This window comes from Virgibacillus sp. CM-4, from assembly GCF_000445495.1.
GTDB lineage: Bacteria > Bacillota > Bacilli > Bacillales > Amphibacillaceae > Virgibacillus > Virgibacillus salexigens.
The window spans coordinates 62,997-75,746 of the sequence record NZ_AUQA01000003.1; the positions used below are offsets into that span (position 1 = coordinate 62,997).

General features: G+C 39.1%; 13 protein-coding genes. 12 read left to right on the forward strand and 1 reads right to left on the reverse strand.

The features are described 5' to 3' along the window. Window positions 1-11 precede the first annotated feature (11 nt). The 11 genes from M948_RS31490 to M948_RS31540 all read left to right on the forward strand — a co-directional run bounded on the left by M948_RS31490 (window position 12) and on the right by M948_RS31540 (window position 11,739). Entirely contained in the window at window positions 12-743 is a 732-nt protein-coding gene (locus M948_RS31490; RefSeq protein WP_021290443.1) for a FadR/GntR family transcriptional regulator, read from the forward strand. Between the two features lie 14 nt (window positions 744-757). Beyond that, entirely contained in the window at window positions 758-1,690 is a 933-nt protein-coding gene (gene kdgD, locus M948_RS31495) for a 5-dehydro-4-deoxyglucarate dehydratase (protein ID WP_021290444.1), read from the forward strand. 58 nt (window positions 1,691-1,748) lie between these two features. Then, entirely contained in the window at window positions 1,749-3,212 is a 1,464-nt protein-coding gene (gucD, locus tag M948_RS31500; protein WP_021290445.1) for an alpha-ketoglutaric semialdehyde dehydrogenase GucD, read from the forward strand. 113 nt (window positions 3,213-3,325) lie between these two features. Beyond that, window positions 3,326-4,402 carry a tripartite tricarboxylate transporter substrate-binding protein gene (locus tag M948_RS31505; RefSeq protein WP_021290446.1) on the forward strand — a complete coding sequence of 359 codons (1,077 nt, stop codon included), beginning with the start codon at window positions 3,326-3,328 and terminating at the stop codon, window positions 4,400-4,402. A 50-nt stretch (window positions 4,403-4,452) separates the two neighbouring features. Then, window positions 4,453-4,857 (forward strand): tripartite tricarboxylate transporter TctB family protein, encoded by a 405-nt coding sequence (locus M948_RS31510; protein ID WP_021290447.1) that lies wholly within the window; start codon window positions 4,453-4,455, stop codon window positions 4,855-4,857. A 15-nt stretch (window positions 4,858-4,872) separates the two neighbouring features. Continuing rightward, on the forward strand, window positions 4,873-6,366 hold the full coding sequence (locus M948_RS31515; protein WP_021290448.1) for a tripartite tricarboxylate transporter permease: 1,494 nt from the start codon (window positions 4,873-4,875) through the stop codon (window positions 6,364-6,366). Between the two features lie 52 nt (window positions 6,367-6,418). Further along, window positions 6,419-7,759 (forward strand): glucarate dehydratase, encoded by a 1,341-nt coding sequence (gene gudD / locus M948_RS31520; protein ID WP_021290449.1) that lies wholly within the window; start codon window positions 6,419-6,421, stop codon window positions 7,757-7,759. Between the two features lie 38 nt (window positions 7,760-7,797). Beyond that, window positions 7,798-8,868: an Ldh family oxidoreductase gene (locus tag M948_RS31525; protein ID WP_021290450.1), complete on the forward strand. Its 1,071-nt coding sequence runs from the start codon at window positions 7,798-7,800 to the stop codon at window positions 8,866-8,868. Between the two features lie 89 nt (window positions 8,869-8,957). After that, window positions 8,958-10,496 carry a galactarate dehydratase gene (gene garD, locus M948_RS31530; protein ID WP_021290451.1) on the forward strand — a complete coding sequence of 513 codons (1,539 nt, stop codon included), beginning with the start codon at window positions 8,958-8,960 and terminating at the stop codon, window positions 10,494-10,496. Between the two features lie 213 nt (window positions 10,497-10,709). After that, a complete protein-coding gene (locus M948_RS31535) occupies window positions 10,710-11,120 on the forward strand; it encodes a DinB family protein (protein ID WP_021290452.1) in 411 nt (136 codons plus the stop codon). 208 nt (window positions 11,121-11,328) lie between these two features. Next, window positions 11,329-11,739 carry a GNAT family N-acetyltransferase gene (locus M948_RS31540; RefSeq protein WP_021290453.1) on the forward strand — a complete coding sequence of 137 codons (411 nt, stop codon included), beginning with the start codon at window positions 11,329-11,331 and terminating at the stop codon, window positions 11,737-11,739. 65 nt (window positions 11,740-11,804) lie between these two features. Here the strand turns inward: M948_RS31540 and M948_RS31545 are convergent, their stop codons facing one another. Then, window positions 11,805-12,053 (reverse strand): hypothetical protein, encoded by a 249-nt coding sequence (locus M948_RS31545; protein WP_021290454.1) that lies wholly within the window; start codon window positions 12,051-12,053, stop codon window positions 11,805-11,807. A 363-nt stretch (window positions 12,054-12,416) separates the two neighbouring features. Between M948_RS31545 and M948_RS31550 the strand changes: the two genes are divergently transcribed. Next, window positions 12,417-12,683, forward strand: a complete 267-nt coding sequence (locus M948_RS31550) for a hypothetical protein (RefSeq protein ID WP_021290455.1) — start codon at window positions 12,417-12,419, stop codon at window positions 12,681-12,683. Window positions 12,684-12,750 lie beyond the last annotated feature (67 nt).

Consider the following 12,750-nt stretch of genomic DNA (forward strand, 5'->3'; position numbering starts at 1 on the left):
AAAGTAGGGAAATGATGAGCCAAACAAAGGATCAATTAAAGATAAAATCTGTAAAAAGAGAAACGCTATCAAGCCAGGTAATTGACCAGATCATCGAATTATTATTGAGTGGTCAATTAAAACCAGGGGACAAGCTCCCTTCAGAAATGGAGTTGCTCGACATGTTCATGGTCAGCCGCCCTGTTTTGCGGGAAGCGATCAGTTCGCTAGAGACTATTGGAATTGTCCGCAGGAAGACGAGAGAAGGAACGTACTTTACGAATAAAATTGGAAGCAAGCCTTTTAAAATTATGCTGTCGTTATCAGTAGGAGATATCAAAGCTTTTATTGAGACACGGATAGTACAGGAACTGGGGCTTGTCACACTTGCAGCCGAAAAGATTACTGATGATGACTTGAGAAGGATGAAAGAAAACATGGAGAAGATGGAAGCACAGGAAGGAAGCACGATTGAACTAGATAAAGAGTTCCACCGAATTATAGCTTACAGTGCAACCAATCCGATTATTGAAGGGATAATTGACCCGCTTTTAAACATGATTGATCAGACACAAGAGACTATTCCTCCAGAGGATAGAGATAAGGCATACACGATCGAACAACACAAAGAAATTTATGCTGCCTTGGAAAAACGAGATCCAATTGAATCTTACATATGTATGTACCGGCATTTGGATCATGCAAGAAAGAGAATCTTAGCTCGGCATGAAGCGAGGCTCTCTTCGGATCTTGATAAAAAATAGAAAGGATGAAAAGGATGACAATTGAAAGAAAGGCACCGACAGGCATTTTAGGATTTCCGATTACCCCATTTAATGAAAGCGGAAACATTGATGAAAAAGCGTTAAGTCGCAATATCGAGTTCTTATTGGAGAATCATTTGGAAGCCATTTTTATTGCTTGTGGATCGGGTGAGTTTAATGCTATAAGCCTGAAAGAGTATGAAAGAATGGTAGAATTAGCTACCTCTGTTGCGGGGAAGAAAGTACCGGTCTACACTGGCGTCGGCGGTGTTTTATCTGAGGCGCTGGAAAAAGCTCAGATTTCTGTTAAGTATGGAGCTGATGGATACTTAATGCTTCCTCCTTATTTAATTGCAGGAGAGCAGGAAGGACTTTATGAATATTATAAATCAATTATATTGAGCACGGATCTGAACGCGATCGTGTATCAACGAGCAAATGCGATTCTCGATCTTAATACATTAAGAAAGTTAATAGAATTTCCTCAAGTTGTAGGACTGAAAGATGGCATCGGTAATATGGATCTTAATATTGAACTTACCCAGACGATTAGAAACCGTCTAGGGTGGTTGAATGGCATGCCGATGGCGGAAGTAACAATGCCAGCCTATATACCTTTAGGATTCCATTCGTATTCCTCCGCAATTTCAAATTATATTCCACATATCTCAAGGGGATTCTACGAAGCACTATTGAATGATCGTAAGGAGGAAGTACAAGCATTATATGAAAATATAATTCTACCAATCAACCACATTAGAAAACAGAGAAAAGGCTATGCTGTTTCTTTGATAAAAGCAGGGATGGAAATTATCGGATTGCCTATTGCTAACACTGTAAGACCACCGATTGTACCGGTAGAAAAAGAACATTACCAACAACTTGAAAAAGTATTAACCAAGGCATTTGAAATGTATCCTGTTGCTAATAAGTTGACGCACCCTTAACAAAGCTATTTTATGGTAAATCCAATAAAATAAATTCTATTTTAATAGGAGGCGAACTATGACTATTAATACGCAAAACAAGCGTTATTTAAACTATGTTAATGGCGAATGGATTGAATCAAGTAAAAATGAATGGACTGAAAACAGAAATCCGGCAAATACAGAAGAAGTTGTTGGATATGTACCGAAGTCGAGTAACGAAGATTTAGACAAAGCAGTGGCTGCTGCAAAGAATTCACAGAAGGAATGGAAGAAACTTTCTGGAGATGTAAGAGGGAAGTATCTATACAAAGCAGCTGACATTCTTGATAGTAGGATAGATGAAGTTGCAGAATCTATGACAAGGGAAATGGGTAAAACTTTACCAGAAGCAAAAGGTGAAACAGCACGTGGAGTAGCAATTCTTCGTTATTATGCTGGAGAAGGTTTACGGAAAGTAGGAGATGTCATCCCTTCAACCGACAAAGAAGCGTTGATGTTTACAACACGAGCCCCTCTTGGTGTTGTTGGAATTATTACTCCATGGAATTTTCCTGTTGCGATTCCAATTTGGAAAGCGGCACCTGCTTTAATCTATGGTAATTCTATTGTCCTGAAACCAGCAACTGAAGCGGCAGTAACATGCGCTAAGGTTTTTGAATGTTTTGAATTGGCTGGTTTTCCGTCGGGCGTCGTGAACATGGTAACTGGCCCTGGCAATGTTATTGGCAAAGGAATAGCTAATCACTCTGATGTTAACGGTATCACTTTTACTGGTTCTAATACGGTAGGGAAGCAAATTGGTCAAACAGCATTAGCAAGAGGTGCGAAATATCAGCTGGAAATGGGCGGGAAAAACCCAGTCATCGTAGATGCAGATGCTGATCTTGATCAAGCTGTCGAAGCAACGATCAGTGGGGCTTTTCGGTCTACAGGACAAAAGTGTACTGCTACAAGCCGAGTAATTGTATTGGAGAATGTGTATGACCGGTTTAAAGAAAAGCTGGTCGCGAAAACCAATGAGATTATAGTAGGAGATGGTCTACAGGAAGGGGTCTGGATGGGACCAGCTGTCAATGAGCGTCAGTTGAATACAGTTCTTTCCTATATTCAAAAAGGGAGAAAAGAGGGTGCCTCCCTTGTTATTGGTGGAGAAAGGCTGACAGCAGGTAGCTTTGAAAAAGGCCATTTCATCCAACCAACGATTTTTGAGAATGTCACTACATCGATGACAATAGCACAGGAAGAGATATTCGGTCCTGTGATTACACTCATGAAAGTGAACACAATGGAGGAAGCATTGAATATAGCAAATGATGTAGAGTTCGGTTTAAGCGCCTCTATCTTCACGTCTAATATACAGAAGATGCTAACATTCATAGAAGATATCGACGCGGGACTTGTTCGAATCAACGCAGAGAGCGCAGGTGTTGAATTACAGGCTCCATTCGGTGGAATGAAAAATTCAAGTTCTCATTCTCGTGAACAGGGACAAGCAGCAATAGAATTCTTCACCTCGATCAAAACAGTTTTAACGAAATAAGAAAAGAATGGTTGCCGCTGGAACTTCTGGCGGCAGACATATTTCTATTCACATTTATTTTTTATATTATATATGTTTTTAAAAGGATAATGAAACGTATTGGAGTTATATGTATGCGATTACAAATTCGGATGGGAGAGAATAAGATGAAGAATTCTTTAATAATTTTTTTGATCGTTATACTCATGCTCAGTTTAACTGCTTGCGGCGATAAGGCTTCTGGTTCAAACGATGAGGGAGAAGTCGATGTTTCAAGGATTAGACTAGTGATCGGTTCAACGTCAACTGGTGGGGATACATATCAAAATGCCGATACGATTAGTCGTTATTTGGAAGATAATTTAAAGACCAATATTAAAGTGGATGCAGTAGGCGCCGTCAGGGCTTTTCAGGAGTTAGGAAAAGCAAGGAATGATGGAAGTACAATCATGTTTTTTCATGACATGTCGTATTTAGGGGTTGAATATGGAAGTATTCAAGAAAATAACAAGTTGGAAAATTGGACAATTGGGCCAATTGTATCTGTCAACCCAGGTAATGCCTTCCTAGCAAAAGGAGGTGCACCATATGACACAATGGCAGAATCCGCAGAGTGGCTAAAACAGAACCCCGACGAAACGATCACTGTAGCAATTGAATCAGGTGGAGTCTCAGAGATCACGTTCAACGGTTATTATCTTTGGGTGAAAGAAAAATACGGAACGAAAGTTTCTGATCGTATAAAAGCTTATGTGACAGGCTCTCAAGAAGATAAGAACCAGGCACTATGGGATGGGAATGCAGATATCATTAACGGTTCCATAGGCGGCAACAGCGAATATGTCAAAGATGGAGTAGATGATGAAATTAAAATGAAGTTTCTTGGTATTACAGCTGGTGAACGGGTAGAAGGCTATGAAATTCCTACTTTTGCGGAACAAGGGATTAAAGTTGATGGCAAAGAGTTCGTATTTGATAAGGAATTTTTCTTCCTTATGCCAAAAGATGTTGATCAAGACTTTGCTTCAAAGTTAAACAATGCTGTAGCCAAAATACAAGAAAACCCAGAATATGCGGAAGACTTAGCTAAAAACTCATATAAAACCAAGTACATCCCAGCTGATAAAGCTGAGGAATATTTACTGGAAAAGAGGGAGACCTTCCAAAAAATTATCAAAAAGGCGCCAAGCTTGGACAATATTACCAATTAATTGAAATAGTCCGTCTGAATAAACAGATGCTTATAGAAGAGGTGAAACCATTGAAAGGTCTGCTTACGGTTGAATTGAAATTTAGTGAATACCATACTATCTTTCCGAACATTATGCTGACGATTTTGATTTTTTTAGCGGTGTTGATGTTGTTTCTCAATGTCATCAGAAGAATAAAAGAAAGAAGGTTGAGGGAGTTTCATTTTCAATTTTTCGTCGACAACTATGACAAACTGAAATTCTTTGGAACCCTCGTGTTATTAATAGCGTATGCGTTTGTCCTTGAATCAATTGGATTTTTGCTTGCGACCATCCTTTTTATGTTTTTGATTAGTTTACTATTCATTGGTGATATCAAAAAGAAATCGATCTTTGTCTCATTAACTAACTCACTTTCTACATCATTGATCATCTGGTATTTGTTCGGCCAGCTGTTCGATATTACTTTACCATAAGGAGGGTGGTATCCAATGGACATGTTTGAAATAATCAGCCCACTATCAGTTTTGCTCTGTTTTCTAGGTGTTTTCATGGGAATTATTTTTGGATCAATTCCGGGAATGACCGCAACCATGGCGATTGCCCTTTTCCTGCCAATCACATATACATTGGACCTGGTTGACTCGATTGCTTTATTAATTGGTTTGTATGTAGGTGGGATAAGCGGCGGCCTAGTCCCGGCGATCTTATTAAACATTCCTGGTACGCCTTCATCTCTCACTACAACGTTTGATGGTTATCCAATGACTCAGAAAGGCGAAGGGGAAAAAGCATTGAAAGTGGGGATAACGGCATCGATTATTGGTGGTTTTTTCAGTTTGATCATTTTATATTTCTTTGCTCCAGTGCTCGCTTCTGTTGCAATAAAATTTTCATCCGTTGAAAAATTCCTGATTATCGTTTTTGCGCTGACCGTCATCGCATCGATTTCAAAAGGAAGCTTGTTAGGAGGAATATTTAGTGGATTCATCGGTGTGTATTTGAGTTTGATTGGGATGTTTGCTGATAACAATCAAATGAGACTTATTCCCCCTGGATTTGAAGAAGAATTGGTTTATGGTTTTTCTCTTCTCCCAGTATTGATCGGGTTATTTGCAATTGCCCAAATTCTTCAGGAATCTGAAACAGGCATGAAAGCTTCGCCCCATCAGAATTTTGACTTCAAAAAAGATAAGAAAAATCGTTTCACGTTTAAAGTTTTTAATGGTCAATTGATAAATACGGTTCGTTCCTCGATCATCGGTACATTTATTGGTATGCTGCCAGGGGTTGGTGGAAGTGCTGCTTCAATTTCCTCTTACTCACAAGCAAAAAACTTTTCGAAGCATCCTGAAAAGTTAGGTACAGGTGAACCAGAAGGATTAATCGCAAGTGAATCAGCTAATAATGGTCTAATCGGTGGTGCATTGATCCCTTTGTTATCGTTAGGGATACCTGGGGACAGTACAACCGCGGTTTTGGTCGGAGCATTTTTATTACAGGGAATTCAAGTAGGTCCATTATTTATTCCGACAAATCCTGATTTATGGGATGGCATTATCTATGCGCTTATCATGGCAAATATCATCATGTTTTTCTTGATGTTCTTCTCGATTAAATATATGGCAAAGATTATTTATATTCCGAAATATATCATTTATCCGATTATCATTGTTATGTGCGTTGTAGGTTCTTATGCCATTAACAATGGTGTCATGTTTGATGTTTGGACACTGCTACTATTCGGTTTGGCAGGATATGTGTTTATGAAAATTGGAATACAAGTTGCACCATTCTTGATTGGTTTCATTTTAGGAGGTCAATTGGAAAAGTACTTTATTGATAGTTTAAAAGGCAGTGGAGGAGATTTAACGATCTTTTTTACGAAAGGCCCGATTGCATTGGGATTATGGCTCTTAATTGCTGTTTCGATCATCTATGCGATCGTGGATAACCGAAGAACAAAAAAATCTACTGCCATCTAACGCAAAGAAATGAAGGAAACTGATTTTACTTGGAAAGATTGGAGAGGATTGAATGAATTCGGTAATGCAGATGACTCCTACCATCGAGGAAATGTCTGTTATCCCTGTTGCAGGGCATGATAGTATGCTGTTAAATCTTAGCGGGGCACATGGTCCATTTTTTACAAGGAACATTGTTATCCTGAAAGATAGCGCCGGTAATGTAGGGGTTGGAGAAGTTCCCGGAGGTAAAGGGATTCGTAAAACATTAAAAGATACAGAAAAGTTGGTTATTGGAAGCTCAATCGGTAATTATAATAATTTGCTCAAGAAGGTAAAAGAGTCGTTTGCTGAGCGGGACGTCTACGGCAGAGGGGAACAAACATTTGATTTACGTATTACAATTCACGCTGTAACGGCATTAGAGGCAGCTTTACTTGATTTGCTAGGCAAGCATCTCAACGTACCAGTCGCTGCATTGTTAGGAGAAGGCCAACAACGAGATAAAGTAAAAATGTTAGGTTATTTATTTTACATAGGAGATCGAAATAAAACGAATCTGCCATATATCGGCGCAAGGGATGAAGAAGAAGAGTGGCTACGACTCCGTCATGAAGAAGCATTGACACCGGAGGCGATCGTCAATTTGGCTACAGCTGCTGAAAAACGATATGGATTCAAGGATTTTAAGTTAAAAGGTGGTGTATTAGATGGAAAAGAAGAGATGAAAGCAGTTCGTGCATTGGCCGAGTGTTTTCCTGATGCTCGTATAACGCTTGATCCCAATGGAGCGTGGTCGCTTAAGGAAGCAATTGACTTATGCAGGGATCTAGATGGAATATTGGCTTATGCAGAAGACCCGTGTGGTGGGGAGAACGGTTATTCCGCAAGAGAGGTAATGGCGGAATTTAAACGGTATACAGGATTACCGACTGCAACGAATATGATTGCCACTGATTGGCGGCAAATGGGACATGCGATTCAGTTAAATTCTATTGATATCCCGCTTGCCGATCCACATTTTTGGACGATGCAAGGATCGGTACGGATTGCCCAAATTTGTAATGATTGGGGATTAACCTGGGGTTCTCATTCTAATAACCACTTTGATATTTCATTAGCAATGTTTACGCATGTCGCAGCAGCAGCTCCGGGTAAGATAACAGCAATTGATACACATTGGATCTGGCAGGATGGTCAACGCCTTACAAAGGAGCCTTTTCGTATTTCAGGAGGCCATGTGACTGTTCCAAACAAGCCAGGACTTGGAGTAGAGGTAGATATGCAACAAATAAAGAATGCACATAGGCTTCATGATGAAATGAAGTTGGATACTAGAGATGATTCTGTTGCAATGCAATACCTCATTCCTAGTTGGGAGTATGACCCAAAGCGTCCTAGCATGGTTAGATAATGTCAGATGACTGAATATGAAATACGGAGGGCTTCATTTTGAATTTTAATAAGGACCAATTAATTCACTATGTGGAAAATATTTTTAAAACAGTCGGATTATCGTCAAAAGATAGTCATACGGTTGCAGATAGTCTGGTTGCTGCTAACTTGAGAGGTGTGGACTCTCATGGAGTCACGAGAGTTCCGATTTATGTGAAGCGTTTGAAAGAAGGTGCGGTGAATCCTCGTCCAAATATCAAGGTGATCCAAGATAATAATTCAACTCTTTTGGTTGATGGGGACGATGGGATGGGTCAAGTAATTGGGCAAAAAACAATCGAAATCGGCATTGAAAAAGCAAAGAAAAACGGTGGGGTTCATATAGGTGTTACTAGATCAAGCCATTTTGGTGCTGGAGCGTATTTTGTAAAACAAGGTGTTGAAGAAGATATGATAACTTTTGCAATGTCAAATGCACCTTCAACAATGGCTCCTTGGGGTGGGGTCCGACCGTACTTTGGGACCAATCCATATACCTTTGCAATTCCTACAGGCAAGAAAGAACCAATCATATTGGATATGGCAACGAGTGTAGTTGCAAGAGGGAAAATCATTATGGCTGCTCAGAACGGAACAGATATACCAACTGGGTGGGCGATTGATAATAAAGGTCAGCCGACCACTGATTCTAATTCTGCTCTCAAAGGGACTGTTTTGCCATTCGGTGGGCCGAAAGGATATGGGATTGCAATGATGATTGACATTATGAGTGGGGTGCTAACCGGTGCAGGGTTTGGCCCCCATATCAAGAATATTTATGGTGACTTTGATAAACCACAAAATGTCGGGCATTTCTTTCAGTTGATTGATATCAATACCTTCATGCCAGCTAAATTATTTAAACGACGCATTAATCAAATGATTGATGAAATTAAATTATCGCCAGCAGTTGAAGGAATCGATGAGATATTCATTCCAGGTGAAATTGAGCATAAGATGGAGCAAACAAAACGTAAAAATGGCATCGACTTATCAAAGGAAGTCTATGATGATATCAAAAAAGTAGGGGCTGATTGCGGGGTGGACATTCGAGATTATGAAGGAAAACGGAACGACACCATCCGCTGATTAAATGAGACTAAGACATGGAACAGGTATATTATTGTACCTGCTAAATAAAAGAGGGAATGCTTTAAATTAGAAAGGGTGAATTAGCCATGTCATTAAATAATTTAAAAAAAGAAACAACGCTTTATATTAGGTTGAATGATAAAGATAATGTTGCGACAATTGTAAATCCAAGAGGGGTAAAAGAAGGAGCTGCATTCTTTAATGGATCTCGAATCCAAGAGTTTATACCGGAAGGACACAAAGTAGCTTTGACCGATTTAGATAAAGATGAAGCGATTGTTCGTTACGGAGAAATAATTGGCTATGCAGCAGTCTCTATTAAAAAAGGAAGTTGGGTAAAGGAAACCTTGGTTAGGTTGCCGTCTCCTCCTAAACTAGATGATTTGCCAATCGCAACAAGGAAACTTGAAGAACAACCTCCCTTAGAAGGCTATACATTCGAAGGATATCGCAATAATAATGAAAGCGCTGGAATTAAAAATATCCTCGGAATTACAACAAGTGTTCAATGTGTGGTTGGTGTTTTGGATTATGCAGTAGCAAAAATTAAACAAGAATTGTTACCTAAATATTCGAATGTTCATGATGTAGTAGCACTTAACCACAATTATGGTTGTGGAGTTGCCATTAATGCACCCGAATCTGAGATTCCAATACGCACACTTCAAAATATGTCAACCCATCCAAACTTTGGAGGCGAAGTCATGGTTGTAGGATTAGGATGTGAAAAACTATTGCCTGATCGGCTTATTCAAGCGGATGACAAACAGCTCAACATTCTATCCTTGCAAGATCAAAAGGGATTTACAAAGATGATAGACGCCATTATGAAGATGGCAGATCAGCGCTTACAAAAGTTAAACCAACGAGAGAGAGTCACCTGTCCAGTTTCCGATTTAGTGGTGGGGTTGCAGTGCGGAGGTAGTGATGCTTTCTCTGGGGTGACGGCAAATCCTGCTGTAGGATACGCCGCAGATTTGTTAGTACGTGCTGGTGCAACCGTAATGTTTTCAGAAGTGACGGAAGTTAGGGACGCTGTCCATTTATTAACTCCACGTGCTGTTAATAAAGAGGTTGGACAAGCGTTAATCGATGAAATGAAATGGTATGATACGTATTTACAAAAGGGGATGGCAGATCGAAGTGCAAATCCTTCCCCGGGAAACAAAAAAGGTGGTCTTGTTAATGTCGTTGAAAAGTCTCTCGGATCGATTGCTAAATCAGGAAGCAGCCTAATCACCGATGTTGTAGCACCAGGAGAGAAGGCAACAAAGAAAGGATTAATTTTCGCAGCTACACCTGCCAGTGATTTTGTCTGCGGGACATTGCAGCTAGCATCTGGAATGCACCTTCAAGTGTTTACGACAGGCCGTGGTACACCCTATGGATTGGCGATGGCACCTGTCATTAAGGTATCTACACGGAATGCGTTGAAGAATCAATGGGACGACTTAATAGATGTCAACGCGGGGCGAATTGCAACTGGAGATGCTACAATCGAAGAGGTTGGCTGGGAACTTTTCCATTTTATATTGGATGTAGCTAGTGGCCGTAAACAAACTTGGGCAGAGCATTGGGGGATTCAAAATGACTTGAGCCTATTCAATCCAGCACCAATCACGTAGGTTAGTTGGATCATTCATAGCAATGATATATATTTTATTGAAGTGACCGCAGAAGGTCACCTTTTTTTGTTTGTAACAAACATTGATACTGAAGATATAAAGGGTTATTAAGTAGGACTGTCGAACATTGAATATATAGGAAGGAGCTCAGGTCCATGGGAACAGATACAAGTTCTGAGATATTATTTAACCAGTTACAAACTTATCGTTCAGATGTTTTATCCGTTACCCGAAAACGTCACCCGGGATGATGCTGAAGCCATACCCGAAAATTTCAATAACAATATCCGCTGGAATCTTGGTCATATATATCTTGATCAATTTCTTTGGATTGAAGCTTTAACAAAAGAACAGAGTGAAACAACAACACTAGTTAATTCTTGGTTTGGATTTGGGACATCCCCCAGTGATTTCACCACGGATACCCCAACATTCGAACCGTTGATATCATTGCTTGAAAACCAGCCTGCAATCCTCAAAAAAATATATGGTCAAAGACTTAGAGTAGAATTCCCTCCTATCGATATGGGGGTGAAAACGATTGAGCAAGTTTTAATTCGAACGATTTTTCATGAAGGAATGCACTTACAAGCGATTATGGATATTAAAAAATGTCTGAAGTAAGGCGGGAGCCTACAAATGGTTAATCGTACAATGAGTTATGAATGGTTAAAGGAGCAATAAATATGGTTATGCGTGGTATTGTTATGTAAATGAGCTGTCAATTTTTATTGAATTAGCCTTTGATCATTATTCGTTAATGGAAGGGGGGACTACTGTGGTAAAATTGCGATTAAACTCTTCAAACTAACTAATTGAGGAGGAATGTAAATTGGTTATAACGTATAAACATGATAAAACAATTGATAAAGAACCATTAATTTGTTTATATAATGATGTACATTGGACGGCATATACGAAGGATATACCTCTTCTTCAACAAGCTTTACTGCAATCAGAAGAAGTGATTTCTGCTTGGGATGGGGAACAGTTAGTTGGCCTAATTCGTGCGATCGGAGATAGGTTAACCATTATTTATATTCAAGACCTACTAGTATTAACTGCCTACCAGAAACAAGGCATTGGCACACAATTAATGCAAATGATCTTGAAGAAGTATCAACATGTACGCCAAAAGGTTCTTTTGACTGAAGATGCGCCTGATGTAAGATATTTTTATGAGAAAAATGGTTTTCAATCTTGTGATAGGGGTAGTGCTATAGCATTTGCTAAGATAAATTAGCAAAGAAAATCCTGCTGTTTACAGCAGGATTTTTGAGTTAACCAGAGAATATCGGAAACACGATTCTATTTTTTAGGTCGTTTGATTTTCGTTTTCAGTTTTACAAATCGTTCTTTCAATGTTTCCTCTGTAGCTACAAAAAAGATTCCCATAATAAAGATAAATACAGCTCCCATTACTGTTCCAATACCAATTCCTGTGAAAGAGCTTCCTTTATGGATGAAAAATCCATATAAAAAGATCGCAATACCAATAATTAAAATAGTTGCACCTGTAAATTTCACGGCACGCATGATTTTTTTTCGTTTTTTCATTGTTGTCATCCTCTCCTTGAATGGATGAATCGATATTCTAATATCATCTCTTCTTATTACATACCCGTTTTCATAGAAAGGAAAAACTAGCAAGTCTATTCGTATGTGGAATATTTTGGGGATAGAAATGTAAAGGATAAGATGGGTGTGTTATTAAAATACAATAAATGGTATAAAATAACACACGAGTTACATTAGCCTCTAATGAGCTTAACCTCTTAACTTTTTCTAATCTTGGACCTTCTAAGTTTGTAAAATGATGTATAAATTAGAAAAATATAAAGTTAATGTATAAATATGCTATTATTGCAAACGGTAAGAATGAGTTGCATAAGCAACAAAAATTTCTAGGAGGTTTTTATAGTGGCACAACAAAACCAACAGCTACAACAAGCACAACAACAGGCACAACAAGCGCAACAAGCTGTTCAACAGGCACAAGCTAGTGCAGATCCGCAACAATTACAACAAGCTCAACAGCAGTTACAGCAGGCGCAGCAAACGTTGCAAAATGCACAAAACCAAGCAGGAGCTAATGCACAGCAGGATCCTAATTTCCAACAGGTGCAGCAGCAATTGCAACAAGCTCAACAGCAGGCACAGCAAATTCAACAAAATCAACAACAATAATTATTTAGATAGAAAGCTGTCTACATTCGTAGACAGCTTTCAATAATAAGAAAAAATACAAGTGCAA